Source organism: Paraconexibacter sp. (assembly GCF_059438195.1).
In genome coordinates this window covers 92,715-117,331 of sequence record NZ_JBLKKY010000001.1, presented here as the reverse complement: position 1 = coordinate 117,331, position 24,617 = coordinate 92,715, and the positions used below count along the sequence as shown (strand labels likewise).

Sequence of the window (24,617 nt, the reverse complement as noted above, 5' to 3'; positions counted from 1 at the left end):
GCTCGATCTCCACACGCCGGTCGACGGCGCGGGCCGGACGGGCCGGCTGATCCACGGGCGCCTGGCGTCCGAACACTCAAGCGACCATGGACGTCGCGATCATCGGCAGCGGGATCAGCGGGCTCACCGCGGCCCACCACCTCCACCCGCACCACGACATCACGCTGTTCGAGGCGGGCTCGCGCCTCGGCGGCCACACGAACACCGTCACCGTGGAGACGGACGCCGGGACGTGGAACGTCGACACCGGCTTCATCGTCTGCAACGACAAGACGTACCCGAGCTTCCTCGCGATGATGGACGCGCTCGGCGTCGCCCGGCGCCGGACGCACATGGGCTTCTCGGTGAGCGCCGAGGGCGAGGACTTCGAGTACGCCGGCACGCCGCGCGGCCTCTTCTGCCAGCCGCGCAACGCGACGCGCCCGTCGTTCCTGCGCATGATCCGCGACCTGCTGCGCTTCAACCGCGAGCTCGGCGAGATCGTCGCGGACCCGGCCGACCCGCGCGGCGACCTCTCGCTCCTCGCGTTCCTGCGCGAGGGCGGCTACTCGGACCTCTTCCGCGACCGCCTCATGGTCCCCCAGGCGAGCGCCGTGTGGTCCGCGGATCCCGCCGCGCTCGACGCGTTCCCGATCCGGTTCATGGCGCGGTTCTTCCAGAACCACGGGATGCTCTCGTTCCGCGACCGCCCCACGTGGATGACGATCGAGGGCGGCTCCCGCGCCTACGTCGAGGCGCTCACCGCGCCGATGCGCGACCGCATCCGGCTCGGGACCCCGATCGAGCGCGTCGAGCGCTTCGACACCCACGTCGAGGTGACGCCGCGCGGCGGCGAGCCGGAGCGGTTCGACGAGGTCGTCCTCGCGTGCCACAGCGACGAGGCCCTCGCGATGCTCGCCGACCCGAGCGACGCCGAGCGCGAGATCCTCGGAGCGATCCCCTACCAGCGCAACGAGGCCGTCCTCCACACCGACGAGCGGCTCCTCCCCCGCCGCCGCGCCGCTCGGCAGGCGTGGAACTACCACGTCCTCCGGGAGCCGCGCGACCGCACGACCGTGACGTACTCGATGAACCACCTCCAGGGCCTCGAGGCGCCGCACGACTTCTGCGTCACGCTCAACCTCACCGACCGCATCCGCGAGGACCGGATCATCGAGGTCATCGAGTACGCCCACCCGGTCTTCACCCCGGAGGGCGTCGCCGCCCAGGCCCGCCACCGGGAGATCAACGGGGTCCGACGGACGCGCTACTGCGGCGCCTACTGGCGGTACGGGTTCCACGAGGACGGCGTCGTGAGCGCGCTCGCGGCGATCGAGGACATCGGCATCCGGGTACCTGCCGCGGCATGAGCGCGCGATCCGCGATCTACCGCGGCACCGTCCGCCACCGCCGGATGCGCCCGATCGAGCACGCGTTCCGCTACCCGGTCGGGATGCTCTACCTCGACCTGGACGAGCTCCCGGACGCACTCGACGTGAGCCCGCTGTGGTCGGCCCGCCGCCCCGCTCTCGGGCGCTTCCGCCGCGAGGACTTCCTCGGGGACCCCGCGACGCCGCTGCCGGACGCCGTCCGCGCGCTCGTCGCCGAGCAGACGGGTGCGCCTGCCCCGGCGGGCCCCGTCCGGCTCCTCACGTCGCCGCGGACGTTCGGCCGCGCCTTCAACCCGGTGAGCTTCTACTTCCTCTTCGACGAGGACGGCGAGACGCTGCGCGCCGTCGTCGCCGACGTGACGAACACGCCGTGGGGCGAGAGCCACGCCTACGTCGTCGAGGTCGACGGACCGGCGAGGGTCGTCGACGCCTCCCTCGACAAGGCCTTCCACGTGTCGCCGTTCATGGGCATGGAGCACCGCTACCGCTGGCGCCTCACGACGCCGGACGACACGCTCAGCATCCACATCGAGAGCGCCGACGACGACGGCCCGCTCTTCGACGCGACGCTCAACCTCCGCCGGCGCCCGCTCTCCGGCCGCGCGCTCTCCGCGCTCCTCCTGCGCTTCCCCTTCACCGCCTTGCGGACGCTCGGGCTCATCTACGCCAACGGCCTCCGTCTCAAGCTGAAGGGCGCCCCCTCCTTCCCCCACCCCGACCGGGCACGCGGTGCCCGAGGAGCGACGACATGAGCCTCACCCGCACCGTCCTGCAGCGTCTGCTCGGCACGTGGGTCCGCGACGGTGAGATCACCGTCGTCGACCCGCTCGGCCGGTTCGTCATCGGCGACCCGGGCGGCCGCGACGGGACGGAGCCGCTCCGAGCGACGGTGACGATCCGCGACCTCCGCGCCTACGGCGCGCTCCTGCGCGGCTCGATCGGCCTCGCCGAGAGCTACCGCGACGGCTGGTGGGAAGCCGACGACCTCGTCGCCGTCGTGCGGATCGCCGCGCGCAACATCCACCGCGGCGACGCCTATCGCCGGCGGCTGCGCCCGGTCCTCGCGCCGGTCCAGGGCGTCGCGGCGTCGATCCGCCGCAACACGATCGAGCGCTCGAAGCGGCAGATCGCGGCGCACTACGACCTCGGCAACGACCTCTACGGGCTCATGCTCGACGAGACGATGATGTACTCCTCGGCGATCTTCCCGACGGCGCAGAGCTCGCTCCACGAGGCGCAGATCCACAAGCTCGACCGCATCTGCGACAAGCTCGCGCTCTCCGAGGACGACCACCTCCTCGAGATCGGGACGGGCTGGGGCGGCCTCGCGATCCACGCCGCGCGCCGCAGCGGCTGCCGCGTCACGACGACGACGATCTCGCGCGAGCAGCACGCCCTCGCGGTCGAGCGCGTCCGCGCCGCGGGTCTCGACGACCGCATCGAGGTCCTCCTCAAGGACTACCGCGCGCTCACGGGCCGCTACGACAAGCTCGTCAGCGTCGAGATGATCGAGGCGGTCGGCTGGCGGGACTTCCCGACGTTCTTCCGCACGTGCTCCTCGCTGCTGCACGACGACGGCGTCATGCTGCTGCAGGCGATCACCATCGACGATCGCGCCTACGACGTCGAGAAGGCGTCGAAGAGCTTCATCAACCGGCTCATCTTCCCCGGCGGCTGCCTCCCGTCGCAGAAGGAGATCCAGCGCTGCGTCGCCTCGTACACGGACATGCGGAGCGTCCAGCTCGAGGACATCACGCCGCACTACGTCCGCACGCTCGCCGAGTGGCACCAGCGCTTCCGCGCCGCTGCGGACGTCCTCGAGGCCGCGGGGTACGACGAGCGGTTCCGGCGGATCTGGTCGCTCTACCTCGCCTACTGCGAGGGCGGCTTCGCCGAGCGGCGCATCCAGGACGTCCAGGTCCTCCTCGCCAAGCCGCGCTTCCGCGCCGAGACCTCGCTCGCGGAGCCCGTCGCCGACCCGGCGGTGACGCGCCTGCCGGTGCGCGACCACGACGCCGAGCGCGACGCGGCGGTCGCGTGAGGCTCGCCCACGACCGCACGGGCGGCGGCGCGCCGCTCCTGCTCGTCCACGGGCTCGGTGGGGAGCGTCACGTGTGGCGTCCCGTCGTCGAGCGGCTCGCGGGACACCGCGACGTCATCGCCGTCGACCTCCCGGGCTTCGGGGACTCGGACCCGCTGCCCGACGGCGTCGAGCCCACGCCATCGGCGATCGCCGCCGCGATCGCGGACTTCCTGCGGAGCATCGGCGTCGAGCGGCCGCACGTCGCGGGAAACTCGCTCGGCGGCTGGATCGCCCTCGAGCTGGCGAAGCGCGACGCGGTCGCCTCGGTGACCGGGCTCTGCACCGCCGGCCTGTGGCACGGGCCGCTCGCGCCGAAGCCGTTCGTCATGCACCGGGTCGCGAAGACGCTGCGCCCGGTCCTCCCCGCCCTCCTGCGCACCCGGGCCGCCCGGCGCATCGCGCTCACCGGCATCGTCGCCCACCCCGAGCGGGTCGCGCCGCGCGACGCGGCCGCCGTCGCGCGCGCCTACGCGGCCGCGCCGTCGTTCGTCGCGACGAACAAGGCGATGCGCGCGAACTGGTTCCAGGGCGGCGAGCGCGTCCGCGTCCCCGTCCTCCTCGCCTGGGGCGAGCACGACCGCATGGTCGTCCCCCCGCGCCCGGGCGTCCTGCCGCGCGCCCATCAGATCGTCCTCGACGGCTGCGGGCACGTCCCGATGCTCGACGACCCCGAGCAGACGGCACGCGTCCTGCTGCGAGGCAGCGAGGACCGCCGCGCAGCGGCTGCGTGAGGACCCCGCTGCGGACGAGCAGGTCGTCCGAGCGCGTCGGGTCGTCAGCTACCAGCCGGCGAGGGCGAGCGGCGGCGGGGCCGCCTCGCGCTCGGCCGGCAGCGGGACGCCGAGCCGCCGCAGCGCGGAGCCGGCCGCGTTGAAGCCGCACATGCCGTGCGCGCCGGCGCCGGGCGGCGTCGCCGCCGAGCACAGGAAGACGCCGCCGATGCCCGTCGCGTACGGGTCGAGCGACGCGCGCGGCCGGAAGACGAGCTGGCGCATGTCGTTCGCGCCCGTGACGACGTCGCCGCCGACGTAGTTGACGTTGTGCGCCTCCATGTCGGTCGCGCTGCGGACGTGACGGGCGCGGATCCGCTCCCGGAACCCGGGTGCGAAGCGCTCGATCTGCGCCTCGATCGCCGCGGTCGCGTCACCCGTGTAGCCGGACGGGACGTGCGCGTAGGTGTAGACCGGGTGGAGGTCGCCGTCGGCGCGCGAGGGATCGGCGATCGACTGCTGGCACACGAGGACGAACGGCCGCTCGGGCATCCGCCCGGCGCACGTCGCGCGTTCCGCCGCCGCGATCTCGTCGTAGGAGCCGCCGACGTGGACGGTCCCGGCGAGCCGGGACTCGGCGTGCGACCACGGGACGCCGCCCTCGACCGCGAGCTCGAGCTTGAAGACGCCGGGCCCGTGCTCGTAGCGGCGATAGGCGCGGGCGATGCGGCCCGGGAGGCGGTCGCCGCAGACGTCGGCCGCGGCGCCCGGCGCGAGGTCGAGCATGACGACGTCGGGTGACCCGAGCTCGTCGAGGGACGTCACCCGCACCCCGGTCTCGACGCGGCCGCCGTGCTCCCCGAGGAGTCCGATCATCGCGGCCGAGATCGCCGCGGACCCGCCCTCGGCGACCGGCCAGCCGTAGCGGTGGGCCGCGGTCCCGAGCGTCACCCCGATCGCCGAGGACATCGGCGACCCGAAGGGCCGCAGCGCGTGGGCCGCGGCTCCGGCGAAGAGCGCTCGGGCCTCGCCCGAGCGCAGGGCGCGAGCCAGGGCGGCGACCGGCGGGCCCGTCAGCGCGCCGAACCGCGCGAGCTGCAGCGGGTGACGGGGGACGTGGAGGACGGGCTGCCAGAAGTCCTCCGCGATGTCGTCGAAGCGCTCGGCGAGACCGCCGAAGACGGCGCGCCAGGTGCGGCCGTCACGGCCGGGGAGCGCGTCCGCGGTCCGCTGCACCGAGCGCCAGGCGGCGGCGCCGCCCCCGCCGTCGAGCGGGTGCGAGTACTGCACCTCGGGCCACCGCCACGTGAGGCCGTGCGCCGCGAGGTCGAAGCGGCGGCTGAACGGCGTGTCGAGCGCGAGCGGGTGCGCCGCCGAGCACTCGTCGTGGACGAGGCCCGGCAGCGTGAGCTCGCTCGAGCGCGTGCCGCCGCCGGGACGGTCGGCGGCCTCGAGGACCGTCACCTCGAGGCCGGCCGCGGCGAGCGTCACCGCGGCCGCGAGGCCGTTCGGACCGCTCCCGACGACGACCGCGGTGCTCATGCGGGGACCGCCGCCCCCTCCGCGTCACCCTCCGGCGCGGCGACCGCCGGTGCGCGGTCCTCGGTGAACGGGCTGCGGTACTCGTAGCCGGGCTTGCGCCACGTGACGTCGAGCGGGATCGGCCCGTTCGGCAGCCACGGCTGCTCGGCGACGGCGTCCTCCACCTTCCACGTGCCGCGCTCGACGACGCCCTCGGCGAGGTCGTAGACGAAGTAGCGCTGGATGCCGCTGCCGAAGGCCTCGGACTCGACCCAGGCGACCATGAACTCCCCGGGCGCGAAGTCGCAGCGCTTCTGGATCGCCGCGAGGAGACGCTCGTCGTGCATGTGCCCGTCGCCGAAGTTGAAGCCGAGGATGGCGTTGCACGCGAACTCGGCCTCGCGGACGGCGTAGCGGTCCATCGCCTCGCCGCACGTCGAGAGGAGGACGGAGCTGAGGCCGCGGCCCTGGCTGTGCATCGAGCGCCAGCCGACCGGCTGCGTGATGACGACCTCCGCGGTCTCCTCGTCGTAGAGGTCGAGGAGCTGCTGGCGCTGCATCAGCGCCGGCTTCTTGATGCGCTCGTCGAGCTTGCGCTCCGCCTCGTGCGTGAGCGCCCACTGCGCCGACGCCCAGTTGCCCGAGTACTGCCGCATGGACGGGAGGAACGAGACGAGGTCCGGGCGGAGGTTGCCGAGCACCGGGAAGACGAGGAGCGCGCCCGCGGTGACGCCGAGGAGGACCGGGTCCATGTCGGCGAGAGCGTACCCCTCGTGGTTCGGGTAGCCGAGGAAGAGGAACCCGGTGAGGAACATGAAGAGGACGTTCCACTCGAGCGGGACGGCGAGCGGGAACGTCGAGGTGATGAAGACGTGGAAGCAGATCATGAGGACCGCGGCCGCGACCGTGAGCTCCCAGGTCTGCGAGAAGAGGAGGACGAGCGGGGCGCCCATCTCGACGATCGTGCCGCCGACGTGGGCGAGCCGGGAGGCGCGCTCGGACGGCCGGATGTCCTCCGGGAAGCCGCGGTAGTGGACCTTCTTGATCCGCTTCGAGGTGATCCACGGCGTGTTCGACACCATCGGCGGGATGACGTTCGTGAAGTGGCGGCCGATCTTCGAGAACGAGGCTCCGAACCAGACGATGACGATGAGGAGCTTCGCCGCGACGATCATGTCGACGAACGGGAAGGCGGCGAAGAAGACGAGCGCCGGGAGGTACTGCTCGCTGCGGGCCGCGAGGAAGAGGATCTTGTCGCGCAGGCCGAGCGTGACGAGGAGGGCGATGGCCGGGATGATCGCCGCCGCGGGGACGAGGCCCTCGTTCGCGCCGATCGCCTCCGTGACGCCGTTGTCGCCGGTGCCCGGGAGGGCGAGGCAGACGCCGAGGCTCGCGATGAGCGCGACGTACAGGGCGACGTCGGCGAGGGTCCGGGTGTCGCCGCCCGTGAACGGGACCTTGCCCGGCCAGGGCGCCATCCGGATCGTCCCCGGGTTCGCGTAGGCGCGGAAGCCGCCGGTGAAGGGCTTGAAGTGGCCGGCGAGCGGGCCCCACGAGCCGGCGAGGCCGAGGGCCTCGAGGAGCACCGTCCACAGGACGAGCTTCTGCCAGACGATCGGCTCGGCCCACCACCCGGAGAAGTCGAGCGGATCGAGCCCGGAGGTGAGCGTCGCGACGAGGAGCCCGCCGAACGCGTAGAAGACGAGCAGCCGGGCGATGTAGATGAGCGCCGTGATCTTGGGCGCTCCGAAGCCGTTCTCGACCCAGTGCCGCGAGAGGACCTTGATCTTCTCTCGGTACGGCATCTCCGGGAACGTCGCCGGATCGACCGGCGGCAGGTTGCCTGTCATGAGGCCCATGTGGATCTCCTCCCTCGTCGTCCGCGCGGCGCGCGGCACTCGGACAGGAACGACGGTCTCACGGCCCGCGCGTGAACACGAGGTGCGTCTGCACCGTCATCGCGGTGGTGCGGGTGCAGATGCCTACGCGGTGGCGTAGGCTCGCCCCATGCCGTCGACGATCGCGTGGGAACCGCCGTCGCCCGAGGTCGCCGCGGCGCTTCGTGCGGTCGCCGAGCGCATGGCGGCGGTCCTCGAGGACACGATCGAGGACGCGATCGCGGCGATCCTCGCCGGGACCCCGGGACTCGAGTCCGACCCCGTCCTCCGGGCGCAGACGCGCGCGAGCACGGAGGCGAACATCACGCGCTGGGTCCGCTCGACCGCCGCGAGGCCCGACGCGCCGGTCGGGGGTGACGTCCCTCCCGAGGCGCTCGAGCTCGCCCGCGACGTCGTGCGCCGCGGGATGGCGCGGGACGAGCTGCTCACGGCGTACCGGACCGGCCAGAACGTCGTCTGGAGCCGGTGGCTGCGCCTGGCGCGGGACGAGGGCCTCGACGGGGACGAGCTCGTCGCCGTCCTCGACCTCGGCGCGCGCTCGCTGTTCGGATACGTCGACCGCGTTCTCGCCGCGATCGCCGCGCGCATCGAGCAGGAGCGCGACGAGCTCCTCGGCGGCGCGCTCGCCCGCCGCCGCGAGACCGTGAGCCTCATCCTCGACGGGGCCCCGATCTCCGAGGAGCGGGCGAGCGTCCGGCTCGGCCACGAGCTCGCCCGGGACCACGTCGCGGCGGTGGTGTGGTCGGCCGGCGAGGCGGGCCAGGGCGAGCTCGAGGACGTCGGTCGCGCGCTGGCGCGCGCCGCGGGGGCCGGACGACCGTTCTCGGTGCCGGCCGGGCGCTCGGCGGTGTGGTGCTGGATCTCCGGAGCCCCGTCGGCCACCGAGCTCGCGGCCCGGGCGCACGAGTGCGTCCCGGCGGGGGTCCGCGTCGCGCTCGGCGGCGCCCGCCGCGGGCTCGCCGGCTTCCGCGAGAGCCACGTGGAGGCGCTCGCCGCCCAGCGGCTCCTCGCCGGCGCCGACGACGGGCCGCGGATCCTCGCCTACCCCCACGTCCAGGTGGTCTCGCTCGCCCTCCAGGACGAGGCGCGCGCCGGCGCGTTCGTCGCCGAGACGCTCGGCGACCTCCTCGGCGCGGACCCCGAGCTGCGGGAGACGGTCCGCGTGTACCTGCGCCACGACGCGAGCGCGAGCCGGGCCGCCGCCGCCCTCCACGCGCACCGCAACACGGTCCTCAAGCGCATCGCCCGCGCCGACGCGCTCCTGCCCCTCCCCCTCGCCGGTCACGGGCTCGAGGTCGGCCTCGCGCTCGAGCTCCTGCGCTGGGGCGGGCCGCTCCCCGGGCTGCCCGACGCGTGACGGCCCGGCCGCTACCAGCCGGTCCAGCCGGGGCCGAGATCGACCGGGATCTCGTCGGTGTCGAGCGGGAGGCGCTCCTTGTCGGGGCTCTCGTGGTCGTAGACGATCGAGGGGAAGTTGACGACGAGGACGTCCGTCGAGCCGATGTTCCGCTCGGCGTGCCACACGCCGCGCGGGATGACGAGCATCCGGCGGTGTCGCTCGGTGAGGGTCAGGCGCGCCTCGAGCCCGGCCGTCGGCGAGCCCTCGCGGCCGTCGTAGAGGACGATCTCCGACTCTCCGGAGAGGAACGCGTAGCGGTCCTCGTGCTCGCGATGGACGCCCCAGCCCTTCGCCTTCCCCGGGCGGATCGTGAACGTGTAGACGAAGACGACCGGGTCGGGGTGGACTCCCCAGCGCTCGTCCCACAGCTCGCACACCGTGCCGCGCTCGTCGGCGTGGGTGACGTAGTCGCGGAGGACGACCCCCTCGGGCAGCGGGGCGACGGGACGTCCGTCCGCGTCGACGGTTTGGATGTCGCGATGTCCTTCCAGCATCGGCGGCGATCGTAATGCCCGCGGTCACGTTCTCCGAACCCGGTGACCCGGAGGTCTCGGTCGTCGTCCCGTGCGCGCGCGACGGCGAGCGGCTCGTGCGGTGCCTGAAGGCGCTCGCATCGCGCTCCGCCGACGTCGCGCTGGAGGTGGTCGTCGTGCTCGACGCCGCCGAGGCGGACGTGCGGCAGCGGCTCGACGCGGACGTCAGCGGCGTGCGGGTCGTCGAGAGCGCGATCGCGCTCGGGTTCGCGGGCGCGGTGAACCTCGGCGCCCGCGAGGCCGGCGGCGCGGCGATCTGCGTCCTCCACGACGACGCCGTCGTCGAGCGCGGCGCGCTGCGCAGGCTCCTCGACGCGCTCGCCGACGACGAGCGAGTCGGCGTCGCGGGCCCCCTCCTCCTCGATCTGGACGGCGCGACCGTGCAGTCGGCGGGGCTCGTCATCGACTCGTCCGGGCGCACGTGCCTTCCGTGGCCCGATGGCGCGCCTCCCGTCGCGAGCGACCTCGTCGGCGTGCGGCCCGTCGACTACTGCTCCGCCGCGTGCATCGTCGTGCGCGGCGACGTCTGGCATGCGATCGGCGGCCTCGACGAGGAGATGCACCCCGCGCAGTTCGTCGACGTGAGCCTCGCGATGGCCGTCCGCTCCGTGGGCCGACTCGTCGTCTGCGCGCCGTCGGCGCACGTCCGCCACGCTCGAGGCGGGACCGCGACGTCGCTTCGCAAGCGCGTCGCCGGGGAGCTCAACCACGCCCGGTTCGTCGCCCGCTGGCAGGCCGACCTCCGCGCGCAGGCCGAGCCGGGGAGCGACCCCGGGTTCTTCGGGCGCGCGCGGCAGGCGACGGAGCGGCGGGCGGCGGAGATCCGGGCCTCCGACCCGCCGCCGCTGCCGCCCCGCCCGACGACGAGGCCCGAGCCGGAGACCGAGACGGAGCGGCTGCGTCGCGAGCACGCGGCCCTCCGGCGCGACCTCGCCGTCAAGGACGCGTGCCTCGCCGAGCACCAGCGGCTCGTCGAGCACGCCGAGTGGCAGGCGGCGCACATCCGCGCGCTCGAGGAGCAGCTCGCGCGCGCGGAGAACGCGTCGCTCAGGCGCTCGCCGGGCGCATGACCTCGTACTCGACCGAGAGGTCCGGGCGGATCCGCCCGCGGCCGACGAAGAACGTCGTGTTCACCCAGGCGTAGCGGTCGTCGCCCGTCTCGAGGCGGGGATTCGTGAAGAAGTACTGATCCCCGTACTCCGTCTGCCCGCCGGTCGCGAGCGCGTTCTGCACCCCCTCGTTGAGCTCGAGGAGCCCGACGTACTGCGCGTAGATGTGCGCGTCGTCGTGCGTGACGATCTGCAGCCGCACGTCGACGCGGATGAAGCCGTCCTCGCCGAGGAGCGCCCACTCACCGCCGCCGGGCGTGATCGTGCCCCGCAGCCGCTCCCCCTCGATCTCGCCGCTCTTGATCATGAACACCTGCCGGACGCCGCCCTGGGGACGCGCACCGACGTTCACCGGGGGCTCGAGGGCCCCGCGGAGGTTGAACTCCCTCACCAGTTCCATCCGCCGACCCTCTGCGCCCGACGGGGAGCCGCGCCACCCCCGGCAGGGAGATATTCGTGCCCCCGGCGGAGCCCCACACCGCCGAACCGGATTCCTGCGGCGCTATAGCGCCGCAGGAATCCGGTTCGGCATGTCGGTGCGGCGGCTCAGGCGGTGCGGACGGCGTGGGCGCCGCCGTCGACGTGCAGCACGTGGCCGCTGATCGCGCGGCTCGCGTCGGAGAGGAGGAAGAGCGCGGCGTCGGCGACCGGCGCGGCGTCGCGCGTGTCCCAGCCGAGCGGGGCCGCGGTCTCCCACGTCGCCTTGAGCTTGTCGAAGCCGTCGATGCCGCCGGCGGCGAGCGTCTCGAGCGGGCCGGCCGCGACGAGGTTCACCCGGATGCCCTCGGGGCCGAGGTCGCGGGCGAGATAGCGGGTCACCGACTCGAGGCCCGCCTTCGCGACGCCCATCCAGTCGTAGTGCGGCCACGCGACGGTCGCGTCGAAGTCGAGGCCGACGACGGCACCGCCGCCGTCCGCCTTCGCGAGCGGCTCGCGGAGCGCGACCGCCAGGTCGCGCAGGGAGACCGCGCTGATGTGGAAGGCGGTGAGCGTGCTCTCGACCGGCGCGTCGAGGAAGTGGCCGCCGATCGCGTCGCCGGGCGCGAACGCGATCGCGTGCAGGACGCCGTCGAGGGAGCCCCAGCGCCGCGTCACCTCGTCGCCGATCGCCGCGAGGTCCTCGGCGCTCGTCACGTCGAGGTCGAGGACGTCGGCCGGCTCGGGCAGCCGCCCGGCCGCGCGCTCGGTCATGCGCTTCGTCCGGCCGAAGCCGGTGAGGACGACCTCGGCGCCCTCCTCCTGAAGGCGGCGGGCGACGTGGAACGCGATGGAGTCCTTGTTGAGGACGCCGGTGACGAGGTACCGGCGCCCGGCGAGCGAGCCGCTCACAGGGGGATCGGCACGCAGTCGGAGGACGGGGCGGCGAGCGCGGCCTCGCGCGCCTCGCGGGCGGTCGCCTCGGCGATCCGCGGGTCGCGCCGCCAGAGCACCTCGACGGTCATGCGCGCGACGAGCCGCTCGCGCGGGCCGGTCACCTTGATCCGCACCGCGACGAGACCCGTCGCCTCGTCGACGGGCTTCGCCTCGGTCACCTCGGCGCCGGCGCGGATCGTGTCGCCGAGCCGCACGGGCCGCTTGAAGACGAGGTCCTTCACCCGCCGCAACGCGACGACGCGGTCGTGCGGGAGGTCGAGGAGCCCCACGGCGTAGCTCGCGACGAGCATCCCGTGGGCGATGCGCTCGCCGAACGGGCTCTCCGCCGCCCACTCGGCGTCGGTGTGCTGGGGGTGGTGGTCCGCGGTGAGCGTCGCGAAGCCGACGACGTCGGACTCCGTGATCGTCCGGCCCCGCGCCGGGAGCGCATGGCCGGGCTCGAGGTCGTCGAGCCAGGGGTGCTCGGTCATCGGATCCTCCTCAGAGCGGGACGTTGTGGGCGGTCGGCGTCGGGCGCGGCTTCCCGGCCAGCAGGCGCAGGGACCACGCGACGCGGTCGCGGGTGTCGCGCGGGTCGACCCGCTCGTCCACCCAGCCGCCGTGGGCGGCGACCTGCGAGCCGAGGTGCTCCGCCTCGTAGGCGGCGGCGAGCTCCATGCGCAGCGACTCGGCGTCGGCGGACGCCGCGATCTCGCGGCGGTGCACGAACTGGACGGCCTGCGGCGCCCCCATGACGCCGAGCTGCGCCTCGGGCCACGCGAACTGGATGTCCGCGCCGAGCGCGGAGGAGTTCATCGCGATGTGCGCTCCGCCGTAGCTCTTGCGCAGCACGACCGTCACCTTCGGGACGCTCGCCTCGGCGAACGCGTGCACGAGCTTCGCGCCGTGGCGGATGACGCCGCTGCGCTCCTGCCCGGTGCCGGGGAGGAAGCCCGGCGTGTCGACGAGCACGAGCAGCGGGACCCCGAACAGGTGGCACGTCCGGACGAAGCGCGCGGCCTTCTGCGCCGCCTGGTCGTCGATGACCCCGCCCATCCAGCGCGGCTGGTTCGCGAGCACGCCGACCGACTGGCCTTCGATGCGCGCGAACGAGGTGACGATGTTGCGGGCCCACATCGGCGCGAGCTCGAGCGTCGAGCCCGTGTCCACGATGTCGCGCACGACGTCGCGCACGTCGTACACCTTGCGCGGGTTCGTGGGGACGTGCCGCGACGGGTCGGTCGGATCCCAGGCGTAGGGCCGGCGCGGGAGCTGGCCGCCCTGGCAGGACGGGAGGTAGGAGAGCGCCCGGCGTGCGAGCCGCAGCGCCTCGGCCTCGTCCTCTCCGACGAGATGGCAGACGCCGTTGCGCGACTGGACGCGCGGTCCGCCGAGCTCCTGGGCGTCGACGTCCTCGCCCGTCACCTCGCGGACGACGCCGGGGCCGGTGAGGAACATCGCGCTCTCGCGCGTCATGACGACGATGTCCGTCAGCGCCGGCGAGTACGCGCCGCCGCCCGCGGACGGTCCGCAGACGACGCTGATCTGCGGCACGACGCCGGAGAGCTTCACGATCCGGTGGAAGATCTCGCCGTAGCCGGCGAGCGCCGCGAGACCCTCCTGCAGGCGCGCCCCCGCGCTCGACACGAGGCCGATGACCGGGACGCGCGCGCGGTCGGCGAGGTCGAGCACGCGGCAGATGCTCTGGGCGTGGGCGGCCCCGAGCGAGCCGCCGAGCGCCTTGGGGTCCTCCGCGTAGCAGAGGACCGGACGCCCGTCGACGTCCCCCGCTCCGATGGCGACGCCGTCGCCGTCGCCGGCGCGGTCGGTCGCGGTCGAGCGCACCTCGCTGCGCAGGACGCGCAGCGTCCCCGGGTCGCAGAGCGACTCCAGGCGCTCCCGCGGTGTGGCGGGGGCGATGGGCTCGCGGACCTCGACGCTCGGGGGCGCCGGTGCGGTCGCGGTCGCGGGGGGCGGTGGTGTCATGCGGGTCCTCTCAGGCAGACGACTGCGTTGTGGCCGCCGAAGCCGAACGAGTTCGACAAGGCGACAGGTGACCCGTTCCTGGGCTCGAGCGGACGGCTCTCGGGCACGTAGTCGAGGTCCATGCCCTCGTCACGCACCTCCCAGCCGACGGTCGGAGGCACGACGCGCTCCTTCAGCGCCATCGCGGTCGCGACCGCCTCGACGGCGCCGGCGGCTCCGAGGAGGTGGCCGATCGCCGACTTGAGCGACGAGACGGGGAGGTCCGCCGCGCGCTCGCCGAGCGCCGCCTCGATCGCCACCGTCTCGGCGCGGTCGTTGAGCGGCGTCGAGGTGCCGTGGGCGTTGACGTAGTCGACGTCGACCGCGGAGATCGCCGCGTCGCGCAGGGCGGCGGTGATCGCGCGAGCCGCCCCCTCGCCCTCGGGGTGGGGCGCGGTGATGTGGTGGGCGTCGGAGGAGGCCCCGTAGCCCGCGATCTCGCCGAGGATCGTCGCGCCGCGGGCCTTCGCGGACTCCTCGCGCTCGAGCACGAGCACTCCCGCGCCCTCGCCGAGGACGAACCCGTCGCGGCGCGCGTCGAACGGCCGCGACACGCCCGTCGGCGAGGTCGCCTCGAGCGCGCCGAAGGCGGCCTTCGTGAGCGGCGTCATCGCGGACTCGGCGCCGCCGGTGACGACGGCGTCCGCCGCCCCGGAGCGCAGCATCCGCAGCGCGGTGCCGATCGCGTGGCTGCCGGCGGCGCAGGCGCTCACGACGCCGAACGACTCGCCGCGCAGGCCGTGGCGCATCGCGACCTGGCCTGCGGGGGCGTTCGGCATCATCATCGGCACCGAGAGCGGCGGGACGCGGTTCGCGCCCTTCTCGCGCAGCGTGTCCTGGCCGTGCTCGATCGTGCCGATCCCGCCGACGCCGGTCCCGATGACGCACGCGACGCGCTCGGCCTCGTAGGGCAGGTCGTCGGCGAAGCCGGCCTGGTCGACCGCCTCGTCGGAGGCCGCGAGGGCGATCTGCGTGCAGCGGTCGGCGCGACGGGCCTCCTTCACCGAGAGGATCGCCTTGACGTCGAAGTCCCGGCAGTCGCCGTACCCGTCGACGATCCCGCTGCGGCCGTCGACCCAGCCGCTGTGGAGGGCGGCGACGCCGACCCCGAGCGGGGTGACGGCGCCGAGCCCCGTGATGACGATGCGGTCGGTCATCCCGCCTTCGCGACGACGCGCTGGACGAGGTCCCGGACGTTCTCGATGCCCTTCACGTCGTCGCCGCGGAGCTCGACGCCGAACTCGTCGTCGAGGACCTGGGCCATCTCGGCGAGGTCGAGCGAGTCGATGTCGAGATCGGTGAAGGACGCGTCGGGGCTGAGCTGGTCCTCCTCGACGCCGAAGTTCTGGAGCGACTCGAGGACGACCTTCTCGACGGCCTCGGGGGTGACGGTGGTGGACGACATGCGGTTCTCCTCGGTGGTGGTGGGTCGGTGGACGTGGGTGGAGGTCGTGATCAGGCGGAGAGGCCGCCGTCGACGACGAGGGTGGTGCCGGTGACGTAGGCGGCGCCCGGCGAGACGAGGAAGGCGACGCAGGCGGCGACCTCGTCCGGCGTCCCGAGCCGGCGGGCCGGGATGTGCGTCGCGAGGTCGTCGGGGAGGTCGGCGGTCATGTCGGTCGCGATGAAGCCCGGCGCGACGGCGTTGATCGTCACGCCGCGGCGCGCGACCTCGACGGCCGCGGTCGACGTGAAGGCCATGAGACCGGCCTTCGCGGCGGCGTACGCGGGCTGCCCCGGGTTCGCCTTGAGGCCCGCGATCGAGGCGATGTTCACGACGCGGCCGCTGCGGGCGCGCAGCATCGGCCCGAGGGCGCGACGCGTGAGGCGGAAGGCGGCGGTGAGGTTCGTGTCGAGCGTCGTCGCCCACCCCTCGTCGTCGAGCTGGGCGGTGAGCCCGTCGACGCGGACGCCGGCGTTGTTGACGAGGACGCCCACCTTGTCCCCGAGGCCCTCGGCGGCGCCCTCGAGGAGGCGCTCGTCGGCGTCGGGGTCGGTGATGTCGGCGGCGATCGAGACGGCGCGCCCGCCCGCCGAGACGATCTCGTCGACGACGGCGTCTGCGTGCGCGCCGCCGCTGCGGGACCCGATCGCGACCGGGTGGCCGGCCGCGGCGAGAGCGCGGGCGATCGCGGCGCCGATGCCGCGTGAGCCGCCGGTGACGAGGGCCGGGGCGAGCGTCGCCTCGGGGACCCCGCCGGCGAGGGTGGTCGTGTGCTCGGTCGTCGTGCTCATGAGTCGTGGAGCCCCCAGCGCAGGACCGCGCCGCCGTAGGTGAACCCCGCGCCGAAGGCGGAGAGGAGGACGAGGGAGCCGTCGCGGAGGCGGCCGTCGCGGGCCGCCTCGGCGAGGGCGATCGGGATCGACGCGCCCGACGTGTTGCCGATGTGGGCGATGCAGTCGACGACGCGCTCGGGATCGATGCCGAGCCGGCGGCCGACCGCGGCGGTGATGCGCGCGTTCGCCTGGTGCGGGACGAGGAGGTCGATCTCGTCGAGCGAGACGCCCGCCGCGGCGCACGCGTCGAGCGACATCTCGCTGATCCGCGTGATCGCCGTCTTGAACGTCTCGTGGCCGTCCATGTGGAGCGGCGTCTCCAGACCCGCGTAGATGTGCGGAGCGCCCGCGCCGTCGGCGGCGAGGAGGACGGGGCCGACGCCCGCGTCCGCCCCCGGCCGGGCGGGGCTGCCGTCCTCGCGGAGCGGGGCCGGGGTCGCGCGCAGGACCGTCGCCGCGGCGCCGTCGCCGAAGAGGCCGGCGGTCGGCCGGTCGTCCTGGTCGACGAAGCGCGTCCAGATCGCGTCGGAGCCCACGAGGAGGACGGTGCGCGCCCGTCCCGTCTCGATCTGCGCCGCAGCGAGCGAGAGGCCGCTGAGGTACCCGGTGCAGGCGGCGCCGACGTCGATCGCCGCGGCGCGCGTCGCGCCGAGGCGCTCGGCGAGGAGGGGCGCGAGCGCGGGACACCGCTGGTCGGCGGTGATCGTCGTGACGAGGACGAGGTCGACGTCGGCGGCGGAGAGCCCCGCGAGGCCGAGCGACTCGCTGCTCGCCTGCTCGCAGAGGTCGAGCATCGTCTCCCCCTCCGCGAGGACGCGGCGGGAGCGCACGCCGGTGCGGCTCACGAGCCAGTCCGCCTCGACGTCGAGGCGCGCGGCGACCTCCTCGGTCGTCCTCACCGTCTCGGGCAGCGCGGAGACGGCGGCGCCGATCGTCGCGACGAACGGCAGGCGCGGCGCGCCCGGGGCGGCGGCGCCGTCCGGCGCGGCGGTCGGCTCGACGGCGTCAAGCGACACGGGCGCCCTCCGGATCGTGGACGGCGACGTCGGGCTCGTCGAGGATCCGCCGCACGCAGCCGGCGAGCACGTCCCCCGGGCCGGTCTCGAGCCAGCGCGCTGCGCCGGCGGCGTCGAGCGCGAGGACCGCCTCGCGGAAGCGGACCGGCGAGGTGAGGGCGCGGGCGAGGACGTCGGCGGGGTCGTCGACCGGTGCGAGCGTCGTCGGCGAGAAGGCGATCGCGCCCTCGGCGGGCGCGGTGAAGGCCGTGTCGGCGAGCGCGGCGGCGAAGGCCTCCTGCGCGGGGGCCATCACCGGGGAGTGGAAGGCGCCGGCGACGTCGAGGCGGATCGCGCGGAGCCCCTTCGGGCGCGCGGCCTTGCGCGCCGCGGTGAGCGCGTCGTCCTCGCCGGCGAGGACGACCTGGCCGGGCGCGTTGTCGTTCGCGAGGGTGAGGCCGTGCTCGTCGGCGAGCGCCTGGGCGTCCTCGAGCGACCCCTTGAGGACGGCGAGCATCCCGGTGACGCGGTCGGACTCGCCCGCCTTCGCCATGAGGCGGCCGCGCTCGGCGGCGAGGCGCAGGGCGTCGTGGGCGTCGAGCGCGCCGGTGAGGACGAGCGCTCCGAGCTCGCCGAGCGAGTGACCGAGGGCGACGACCGGGCGGCCGGTCTCGGCGTCAGCGAGCGAGCGGGCGCGGGCGAGCGCGGAGCAGAGGATCGCCGGCTGGGCGAACGCGGTGCTCTCGCCGACCCGCGGGAACGGGTCCTCGCCGACGGCGGCGATCGTGGTCTCGACGAGGTGGGGGGCGAGGCGGCGCGCCTCGTCACCCATCCCGTCGGTCTGGGAGCCCTGCCCGGGGACGAGCAGGACGGTGGTGGCGTCGGGGAGCTGCACGACCGCCACCGTCGCTGACGCGCGGGGGCTGTGTGAAGGGGGGCGACCGGTCGTGTCCCCTCCGCCGGGGGGCGTCGCCTCGGAGGTCCCGACGATCGGAGGGGAGAGAGCGGCGGCCTACTCGACGAGCCCGAGCCGCTGCGCCTTTTGCACGGCCTCGGCGCGGTTGCGCACCTCGAGCTTGCGGTAGACGGCGCTCGCGTACTCCTTGACCGTGTGCGCGGAGAGGCCGAGGCGCGTGCCGATCTCGGGGTTCGTCGCGCCCGTCGCGATGAGCTCGAGGACGTCGCGCTCACGGGGCGTGAGCGTCGTCGGCGTCGGGTCGGGCGCCTCCGGGAAGACGACGCGGCCGGCGCCGAGGAGCCGGACCGCGCGTGCGACGCGCTCCGCCGGCCAGTCCTTCGGGATGAAGCCGCGAGCCCCGGCCGCGCGGGCGGCGGCCGCCGAGATGCGCCCGGCGCCGGAGATGAAGGCGACGCGCGTGCCCGGCGAGACCTCGAGGATCTTGCTGCAGATCTCCGGGCCCGACTCGTCGGCGACGAAGAGGTCGACGAGCGCGACGTGGGGCGTCCGCCGGCGCGCGACCTCGACGGCGTCGGCGCCGCCGCGGGCATGCAGGCAGGCCTTCACCCACGGCTGGCGGCTGAGCATGAGCTTGAGCCCCCAGTGGACGACGTCGTGGTCGTCGACGATGAGGATCCGCAGGCGCGGTCCCTCGACGTCGTGCTCGGGAGAGGTCTGGGTCTCGGTCATGTGTCCTCGCCGTCGGGCAGCGGCGCCGCGAGACGGACGTGCCATGTTCCCTCGTCGCCCGGACCGAACTCGAGGAGACCGCCGGCGCTGAGCGCCTCGAAGGCCGCGAGGCGCAGCCCGAGGCCCGTTCCGCGACGCAGCGCGGCGTCCCCCCCGGGCGGCACGCCGTCGTTGACGACCTCGAGCCGGAAGGTGTCCCCGTCGACGCCGGCGCGCACCCACAGGGTCTCGGGATTCGCGTGCTTGCGCGCGTTGCGGACGGCCTCCCGCAGGACGCTCGCCGCGATCCCGTCGAGCGCGGCGGGGACATCTCCCTCGCGGTCGATGACGACGTTCGGACCCCACGAGGCGCCGGCGACCCGGCCGAGCTCGTCCTCGAACCCCGGCGCGTCCTCGCGGCCGACGCGCGCGAGGGGGCGCTGGACCGCGTCGCGCAGCTCGGCGAGGGCGAGCTCGAGCTCCTCGGCGCACCGCGCGCGATCCTCGTCGGGCAGCGTCCCCTCTCCTGCGAGCGCGAGCGAGACGCCGAAGAGGCGCTGGATCGCGTGGTCGTGGACCTCCCGCGCGAGGTCGATCCGCTCGCCGAGGACGCGCGCCCTCTCCTGCTCGCGCGTCGCGACCCGCGCGGCGGCGGCGAGCGCGGCGAGCTTGCCGAGGGTCCAGAGCGCCTCGCTCTCGGGGTCCTCCAGCGGCCCGGGCTGCTCGCGGTCGACGAAGAGCACGCCGAACCAGCGACCGCCCGCCGACATCGGGACGCACGCGAGGTGGCCCACGCCGAACGCCTCGGCGAACTCCGCCGGGATGTCGCGCTCGACGTGGTCGCCGGTCTCGACGACGCGGTCCTCGCGCAGCGCCCTCTCGGCGATCGACGCCGTGCGGACGGTGACCCGGCGGTCCTCGAAGGCGGCCGGGTCGATCTGGTGCGAGCCGACCGCGCGCACGCGGCGCTCGTGGTCGTCGAAGAGGAAGATGAGCGCGCGCTTCATCCCGGCGAGCCGGCACGCGGCCTCCGCGAGGCGGTCGTAGAACGGCGCTCCCGGGCTCGCCTGCTCAGCGTCGCCGAGCAGCGCGACCATGTGATGGAGCGCGTCGACGGTCGGAGGCGTGGAGCCGCGGTTCACGAACCCATCATCGCGGACCGCGGCGGTGAGTGCGCGTCCCGAGGCGCTGGACGTCTGGACGTTCCCCCGACCGGCGGGTTCGTGCCAGGCATCCCGGACCGACGGGGGATCGGCCTCACTAGATTGGGAGAGGTGAGCACGCACGCGACCACGCCGTCAGCACAGGGCAGTCACTCGCTCGTCGCCCGCCGCGCCTGTCTCGCCGTCCCGGGGCACCGTCTCGAGCTCCACGCGAAGGCGCGGGCGACCGGCGCCGACGAGGTCGTGCTCGACCTCGAGGACGCGGTCGCCGCCGGGGCCAAGGACGAAGCGCGGTCGGTCGTCGCCGAGAGCCTCGGCGACCCGGGGTGGGACGGTCGCGCGGTCGCCGTGCGCGTCAACGCGACCGACACGCCGTGGTTCGCCGACGACGTCCAGGCGGTCGCCCGCCTCCGTTCGGGCGCGCGGCTGAGCGTCGTCGTGCCGAAGGTCGCCTCGCCCGCGGACGTCGACGCCGTCGAGCGGGCGCTCGAGAACGCCGGGGCGCCCTCGGGCATCGGGGTCCAGGCGCTCCTCGAGACGCCGGAGGCGATCGCGAACGCCCGCGCGATCGCGGCCTGCGGCGGTCGCCTCTCCGCCCTCATCATCGGCTACGTCGACCTCGGCACCGAGCTCGGCCGCCGCGGCGCGCAGGACGACCCGACCGCGTGGCTCGCCGTCCAGGAGGCGGTCCTCCACGCCGCCCGCGAGCACGGCCTCCAGGCGATCGACGGCCCCCACGTCCGGCTCGGGGACCTCTCCGGGCTCGCCCGCGCCGCCGCGCACGCGCGGGGCCTCGGCTTCGACGGCAAGTGGGCGATCCACCCCGAGCAGGTGCCGAGCGTCATGCGCGCGTTCTCGGCGACCGAGGAGGAGGTCGCCCACGCCCGCGAGGTCGTCGAGGCGCTCGACGCCGCCGCGGGCCGAGGCGACGCCGCCGTCCGGGTCGGCGGAGGCATGGTCGACGAGGCGCACCGGCCAGGGGCCCTGCGGGTCATCGCCGCGGCGGAGGCCGACGCCGAGCGGGCCGAGGACCTCCCGGCCGGCGACGGTGCACCCGATGACGCGTCCACGCCGCTCGAGGCGGGCCCGCGCTACGAGGACCTCTCCGTCGGCGACGTCTTCACCGCCCCCGGCGTCACGCTCGACCCCGGGCTCGCCGCGCTGCACCGGGCGATCTGCGGCGACCGGCTCGCCCTCGCGCTCGACGCGCCGCTCGCCCGCGCGGTCACGGGCGCCGACGCGCCGCTCGCGCACCCCATGGTCGTCTGCGACGTCGCGATCGGCCAGTCGACCGCGCCGAGCGCCCGCGTGCTCGGCAACCTCTTCTACCGCGGCCTCGCCGCGCGTCCCGTCCCCGTCGGGACGACGCTGCGGACGGAGACGACGGTCGTCGCGAAGCGCCGCGCGAAGGCGAGCAAGGCCGGCCCCCGGGGCCTCGTCGTCCTCCGGGTGCGCACGACCGACGAGCACGGCGCGCCGGTGCTCGACTACCACCGCTGCCCGCTCCTCCCCGCCCGCGAGGAGCGCCCGGACGAGACCGGCGACGACCTCTCCTCGATTCCCGCCGACCTCCCCGCCGAGGCGCTCGACGCGGTGACGCCGCAGTGGGACCTCGCGCCGCTGCGCGACCTCCTCCCGGGCCCGTACGCGGAGGATCTCGCCCCCGGGACGCGCATCGCGCTCGAGGCCCGCGAGACCGTGACGGCCGCCCCCGAGCTCGCCCGGCTCACGCTGAACGTCGCCCTCACGCACACCGACGCCGCCCGGGGCACGGGCGGCCGCCGGCTCGTCTACGGCGGGCACGTCATCGGCATCGCGGCCGCGCACGTCACGCGCGTCGTCCCCTCGCTCGCGACGATCCTCGCCTGGCGCTCCTGCGATCACCTCGGCCCGACGTTCGAGGGCGATCGGCTCGCGACGACCGTCGAGGTCGAGGACGCCGACGGCCATCGCATCGGGCTCCGCGTCCGCTGCGCGGTCGACGACCCCGTCGCCGGCACCCGACCCGTCCTCGACTGGCGCCTCGTCGCCCTCGTCCCATGACCGGATCCGCCCCGTCCTCCCCCGGGATCCTCGCCGGCCTCGAGGTCATCGAGGGCTCCGCCTTCGTCGCCGCCCCGCTCGGCGGCATGACGCTCGCGCAGCTCGGCGCGGACGTCATCCGCTTCGACGCGCCCGAGGGCGGGCTCGACCACCAGCGCTGGCCGCTGGCCGCCGACGGGCAGAGCCTGTTCTGGGCGGGCCTGAACAAGGGCAAGCGGTCGGTCGCGATCGACCTCCGGGACGACCGCGGCCGCGAGCTCGTCACGGCGCTCGTCGCGCGGGCGGGCAACTTCCTCACGAACTTCCCGGCGCGCGGCTGGCTCTCCTACGACGCGCTCCGCGAGGCGCGCGAGGATCTCGTCATGGTCGCCCTCACCGGCAACCCGGACGGGTCGAGCGAGGTCGACTACACCGTGAACCCGGCGACGGGCTTCCCGTGGGCGACCGGTCCGCGCAACCTCGCCGAGCCCCTCAACAGCGTCCTCCCCGCGTGGGACCTCGTCATGGGCGGGCTCGCCGCGACCGGCATGCTCGCCGCCGACCGCCACCGGTCGCGCACGGGCGAGGGCCAGGTCGTCCGCCTCGCGCTCTCCGACGTCGCGTTCGCGGTCGTCGGCCACCTCGGCCGCGTCGCCGAGGCGCAGCTCGGCGCGACCGATCAGCGCAAGGACGGCAACTACCTCTACGGCGCCTTCGGCCACGACTTCGAGACGCAGGAGGGCCGCCGGGTCATGGTCGTCGCGCTCACCGCCCGGCAGTGGCGCGCCCTCCTCGACGCGACGCAGCTCCACGAGCGCGTCGCCGCCGTCGAGACGGCGACGGGCGTCGACCTCGACACCGAGGCGGGCCGCTACGAGGCGCGGGACCTCCTCGCGGCGGTCTTCCGCCCGTGGTTCGCCTCCCGCACCCTCGAGCAGATTCGCGAGGCGTTCTCGGGGACGAGCGTCTCGTGGGGGCCGTACCAGACGTTCACGCAGCTCGTCGAGGAGGACCCCCGGTGCTCGCTCGACAACCCGATGTGGTCCGAGGTCGACCATCCGGGGGTCGGCCGGTACCTCGCGCCTTCCTCGCCGCTGGACTTCAGCGCCGTCCCGCGCGTCCCGGTCCGCCGCGCACCGCAGCTCGGCGAGCACACCGAGGAGATCCTCGGCGAGCGCCTCGGGCTCAGCGGCGCGGAGATCGGCCGCCTCCACGACGCCGGCGTCATCCGCTGCTCCGAGCCGGCCGCGGCCTGACGGCGGGCCCGGGCAGCGGCGCGCCCCGTCAGGCGGCGGGCCGCAGGCGGACGGGGAGCGCGCGCGGCTGGTTGAGGAACAGCGACTGCACGACGTCGACCTCCCCGGCGAGCTCCATGTCGGGGAAGCGCGCGAGCGTCTCCTCGAAGAGGATCTTCAGCTCGAGGCGTGCGAGGGCGGTGCCGAGGCAGAAGTGCCGGCCGCCGGCGCCGAAGGCCTGGTGCTCGGGGTTGCGCTCGACGTCGAGCCGGTGCGGGCACTCGTAGACGCTCTCGTCGCGGTTGGACGACGGATACCAGAGGACGACCTTGTCGCCCTCGCGGATCGTCCGGCCGTGCAGCTCGACGTCTCGCGTCGCGGTGCGACGGAAGTGCGCGAAGGCGGGGAACATCCGCAGGAACTCCTCGACGGCGGCGGGGATGCGCGAAGGGTCGTCGACGAGCTTGCGCCGCTGCTCCGGATCGCGCAGCAGCGCCCACATGCCGTTGGAGTACGTCGCCTTCGTGCTGTCGTTGCCGGCCGCGACGAGCAGGGCGAAGCCGAACGCGATCTCGTGGTCCTCGAGCTTCTCGCCGTCGACCTCCGCGTGGACGAGGACGCTCGTGAGGTCGTCGGTGGGGTTCTCGCGCCGCTCCGCCGCCTTCACCAGGACGCGCTGCACGACCTCGGCGAGGACCTCGTCCACGGTCTCCGCGCCGTCGGGCTGCAGCACCTCGTCCCCCATGGCGAGGGCGCGGTTCGCGATCTCCGCCCAGATCAGGTCCTCCTCCTCGGGCGTGCCGAGGAACGTGCCGATGACGCGGCCGACGATCGGCTGTGCGACGTCGGCGACGAGGTCGATCGTCCCCTGGCCGGCGACGCGGTCGAGGACCCTGCAGGTGATCGCCCGGATCTCCTCCTCGTGGGCGGCGATCCGCTTCGGCGTGAAGCCGCGCTGGAACAGCGCCTTGATGCGATCGTGGCGGGGCGGGTCCTGGCCGATGAAGATGGCGTTCTGCGCCTCGACGGGGACGCTGTGGTCGGCCGCGAGGATGCCGCCTCGCTCCGAGGAGAACGTCTCCCAGTCACGGCTGACGGCGTGGATGTCCTCGGCGCGCGTGATGGACCAGAAGCCCGGCTCGCCCTCCCACGTCGCCATCGGGCTCCAGTGGACGGGCGCCTCCCGGCGCAGCCGCTCGAACACCTCGTGCGGCGGCCCGTCCTCCCAGAGCGCGAGATCTCCCAGGTCGATGGTGTCGACGGGGCGTTCGGCGATGGTGCTCATGCGGTCCTCCTC

General features: G+C 74.6%; 22 protein-coding genes and 2 pseudogenes. 9 read left to right on the top strand and 15 right to left on the bottom strand.

Going from position 1 to position 24,617, the window contains the following annotated elements; translation table 11 throughout:
• Positions 1 to 86 precede the first annotated feature (86 nt).
• The 4 genes from ACME2J_RS00565 to ACME2J_RS00550 are packed head-to-tail and all read left to right on the top strand — an operon-like array spanning position 87 to position 4,184.
• Positions 87 to 1,349 carry an NAD(P)/FAD-dependent oxidoreductase gene (locus tag ACME2J_RS00565; protein WP_495542906.1) on the top strand — a complete coding sequence of 421 codons (1,263 nt, stop codon included), beginning with the start codon at positions 87 to 89 and terminating at the stop codon, positions 1,347 to 1,349.
• Positions 1,346 to 2,122 (top strand): DUF1365 domain-containing protein, encoded by a 777-nt coding sequence (locus tag ACME2J_RS00560; protein WP_495542905.1) that lies wholly within the window; start codon positions 1,346 to 1,348, stop codon positions 2,120 to 2,122. The genes ACME2J_RS00565 and ACME2J_RS00560 overlap by 4 nt, the downstream gene beginning before the upstream one ends.
• Complete coding sequence (locus ACME2J_RS00555; protein ID WP_495542904.1) at positions 2,119 to 3,411, top strand: class I SAM-dependent methyltransferase; 1,293 nt, start codon at positions 2,119 to 2,121, stop codon at positions 3,409 to 3,411. The genes ACME2J_RS00560 and ACME2J_RS00555 overlap by 4 nt, the downstream gene beginning before the upstream one ends.
• Positions 3,408 to 4,184, top strand: coding sequence for an alpha/beta fold hydrolase (locus tag ACME2J_RS00550; RefSeq protein WP_495542903.1), 777 nt, complete (start codon positions 3,408 to 3,410; stop codon positions 4,182 to 4,184). Before ACME2J_RS00555 ends, ACME2J_RS00550 begins: the two co-directional genes overlap by 4 nt.
• A gap of 48 nt (positions 4,185 to 4,232) precedes the next feature.
• Here ACME2J_RS00550 and ACME2J_RS00545 read toward each other — a convergent pair whose 3' ends face one another.
• Both ACME2J_RS00545 and ACME2J_RS00540 read right to left on the bottom strand, forming a co-directional pair.
• Positions 4,233 to 5,705, bottom strand: a complete 1,473-nt coding sequence (locus ACME2J_RS00545; protein WP_495542902.1) for a phytoene desaturase family protein — start codon at positions 5,703 to 5,705, stop codon at positions 4,233 to 4,235.
• A complete protein-coding gene (locus tag ACME2J_RS00540) occupies positions 5,702 to 7,543 on the bottom strand; it encodes a DUF3556 domain-containing protein (RefSeq protein WP_495542901.1) in 1,842 nt (613 codons plus the stop codon). Before ACME2J_RS00540 ends, ACME2J_RS00545 begins: the two co-directional genes overlap by 4 nt.
• Positions 7,544 to 7,691: 148 nt before the next feature.
• Here ACME2J_RS00540 and ACME2J_RS00535 point away from each other — a divergent pair, with 148 nt between their 5' ends.
• Positions 7,692 to 8,939 carry an RsbRD N-terminal domain-containing protein gene (locus tag ACME2J_RS00535; RefSeq protein ID WP_495542900.1) on the top strand — a complete coding sequence of 416 codons (1,248 nt, stop codon included), beginning with the start codon at positions 7,692 to 7,694 and terminating at the stop codon, positions 8,937 to 8,939.
• 11 nt (positions 8,940 to 8,950) lie between these two features.
• Here ACME2J_RS00535 and ACME2J_RS00530 read toward each other — a convergent pair whose 3' ends face one another.
• Positions 8,951 to 9,475: a cupin domain-containing protein gene (locus tag ACME2J_RS00530; RefSeq protein ID WP_495542899.1), complete on the bottom strand. Its 525-nt coding sequence runs from the start codon at positions 9,473 to 9,475 to the stop codon at positions 8,951 to 8,953.
• Positions 9,476 to 9,489: 14 nt separating this feature from the next.
• On the opposite strand from ACME2J_RS00530, the gene ACME2J_RS00525 reads away from it, so the two are divergent.
• The gene (locus tag ACME2J_RS00525; protein ID WP_495542898.1) at positions 9,490 to 10,584 is read left to right on the top strand and encodes a glycosyltransferase family 2 protein; all 1,095 of its coding nucleotides are present in this window, start codon (positions 9,490 to 9,492) and stop codon (positions 10,582 to 10,584) included.
• Here ACME2J_RS00525 and ACME2J_RS00520 read toward each other — a convergent pair.
• The 11 genes from ACME2J_RS00520 to ACME2J_RS00470 all read right to left on the bottom strand — a co-directional run bounded on the left by ACME2J_RS00520 (position 10,562) and on the right by ACME2J_RS00470 (position 20,042).
• On the bottom strand, positions 10,562 to 11,023 hold the full coding sequence (locus tag ACME2J_RS00520) for a DUF3237 domain-containing protein (RefSeq protein ID WP_495542897.1): 462 nt from the start codon (positions 11,021 to 11,023) through the stop codon (positions 10,562 to 10,564). The two genes, ACME2J_RS00525 and ACME2J_RS00520, sit on opposite strands and share 23 nt — an antisense overlap.
• A 146-nt stretch (positions 11,024 to 11,169) precedes the next feature.
• A complete protein-coding gene (gene fabI, locus ACME2J_RS00515; RefSeq protein ID WP_495542896.1) occupies positions 11,170 to 11,952 on the bottom strand; it encodes an enoyl-ACP reductase FabI in 783 nt (260 codons plus the stop codon).
• Positions 11,949 to 12,467 carry a MaoC family dehydratase gene (locus ACME2J_RS00510; protein ID WP_495542895.1) on the bottom strand — a complete coding sequence of 173 codons (519 nt, stop codon included), beginning with the start codon at positions 12,465 to 12,467 and terminating at the stop codon, positions 11,949 to 11,951. Before ACME2J_RS00510 ends, fabI begins: the two co-directional genes overlap by 4 nt.
• A 10-nt stretch (positions 12,468 to 12,477) precedes the next feature.
• Positions 12,478 to 13,962, bottom strand: coding sequence for an acyl-CoA carboxylase subunit beta (locus ACME2J_RS00505; protein ID WP_495542894.1), 1,485 nt, complete (start codon positions 13,960 to 13,962; stop codon positions 12,478 to 12,480).
• Positions 13,959 to 15,158, bottom strand: a complete 1,200-nt coding sequence (locus ACME2J_RS00500) for a beta-ketoacyl-[acyl-carrier-protein] synthase family protein (RefSeq protein WP_495542893.1) — start codon at positions 15,156 to 15,158, stop codon at positions 13,959 to 13,961. Before ACME2J_RS00500 ends, ACME2J_RS00505 begins: the two co-directional genes overlap by 4 nt.
• Positions 15,155 to 15,406: an acyl carrier protein gene (locus tag ACME2J_RS00495; protein ID WP_495542892.1), complete on the bottom strand. Its 252-nt coding sequence runs from the start codon at positions 15,404 to 15,406 to the stop codon at positions 15,155 to 15,157. Before ACME2J_RS00495 ends, ACME2J_RS00500 begins: the two co-directional genes overlap by 4 nt.
• Before the next feature lie 50 nt (positions 15,407 to 15,456).
• On the bottom strand, positions 15,457 to 16,236 hold the full coding sequence (locus tag ACME2J_RS00490) for a 3-oxoacyl-ACP reductase family protein (RefSeq protein ID WP_495542891.1): 780 nt from the start codon (positions 16,234 to 16,236) through the stop codon (positions 15,457 to 15,459).
• Positions 16,233 to 17,294 carry a beta-ketoacyl-ACP synthase 3 gene (locus tag ACME2J_RS00485; RefSeq protein WP_495542890.1) on the bottom strand — a complete coding sequence of 354 codons (1,062 nt, stop codon included), beginning with the start codon at positions 17,292 to 17,294 and terminating at the stop codon, positions 16,233 to 16,235. The genes ACME2J_RS00490 and ACME2J_RS00485 overlap by 4 nt, the downstream gene beginning before the upstream one ends.
• Entirely contained in the window at positions 17,284 to 18,168 is an 885-nt protein-coding gene (locus ACME2J_RS00480) for an ACP S-malonyltransferase (protein ID WP_495542889.1), read from the bottom strand. Before ACME2J_RS00480 ends, ACME2J_RS00485 begins: the two co-directional genes overlap by 11 nt.
• Positions 18,169 to 18,285: 117 nt before the next feature.
• Positions 18,286 to 18,921, bottom strand: a complete 636-nt coding sequence (locus tag ACME2J_RS00475; protein ID WP_495542888.1) for a response regulator transcription factor — start codon at positions 18,919 to 18,921, stop codon at positions 18,286 to 18,288.
• Positions 18,918 to 20,042: a GAF domain-containing sensor histidine kinase gene (locus ACME2J_RS00470; protein ID WP_495542887.1), complete on the bottom strand. Its 1,125-nt coding sequence runs from the start codon at positions 20,040 to 20,042 to the stop codon at positions 18,918 to 18,920. Before ACME2J_RS00470 ends, ACME2J_RS00475 begins: the two co-directional genes overlap by 4 nt.
• Here ACME2J_RS00470 and ACME2J_RS00465 point away from each other — a divergent pair.
• The 3 genes and pseudogenes from ACME2J_RS00465 to ACME2J_RS00455 form a co-directional block, all read left to right on the top strand.
• Positions 20,001 to 20,876: pseudogene (locus ACME2J_RS00465) on the top strand (HpcH/HpaI aldolase/citrate lyase family protein); the annotation flags it as partial. The gene ACME2J_RS00470 and the pseudogene ACME2J_RS00465 sit on opposite strands and share 42 nt — an antisense overlap.
• 264 nt (positions 20,877 to 21,140) lie before the next feature.
• Positions 21,141 to 22,106, top strand: a pseudogene (locus tag ACME2J_RS00460) (hotdog family protein); the annotation flags it as partial.
• On the top strand, positions 22,103 to 23,341 hold the full coding sequence (locus ACME2J_RS00455) for a CoA transferase (RefSeq protein ID WP_495542886.1): 1,239 nt from the start codon (positions 22,103 to 22,105) through the stop codon (positions 23,339 to 23,341). The pseudogene ACME2J_RS00460 and the gene ACME2J_RS00455, both read left to right, overlap by 4 nt.
• Before the next feature lie 28 nt (positions 23,342 to 23,369).
• On the opposite strand, the gene ACME2J_RS00450 is transcribed toward ACME2J_RS00455, so the two are convergent.
• A complete protein-coding gene (locus tag ACME2J_RS00450) occupies positions 23,370 to 24,605 on the bottom strand; it encodes a cytochrome P450 (protein WP_495542885.1) in 1,236 nt (411 codons plus the stop codon).
• Positions 24,606 to 24,617 lie beyond the last annotated feature (12 nt).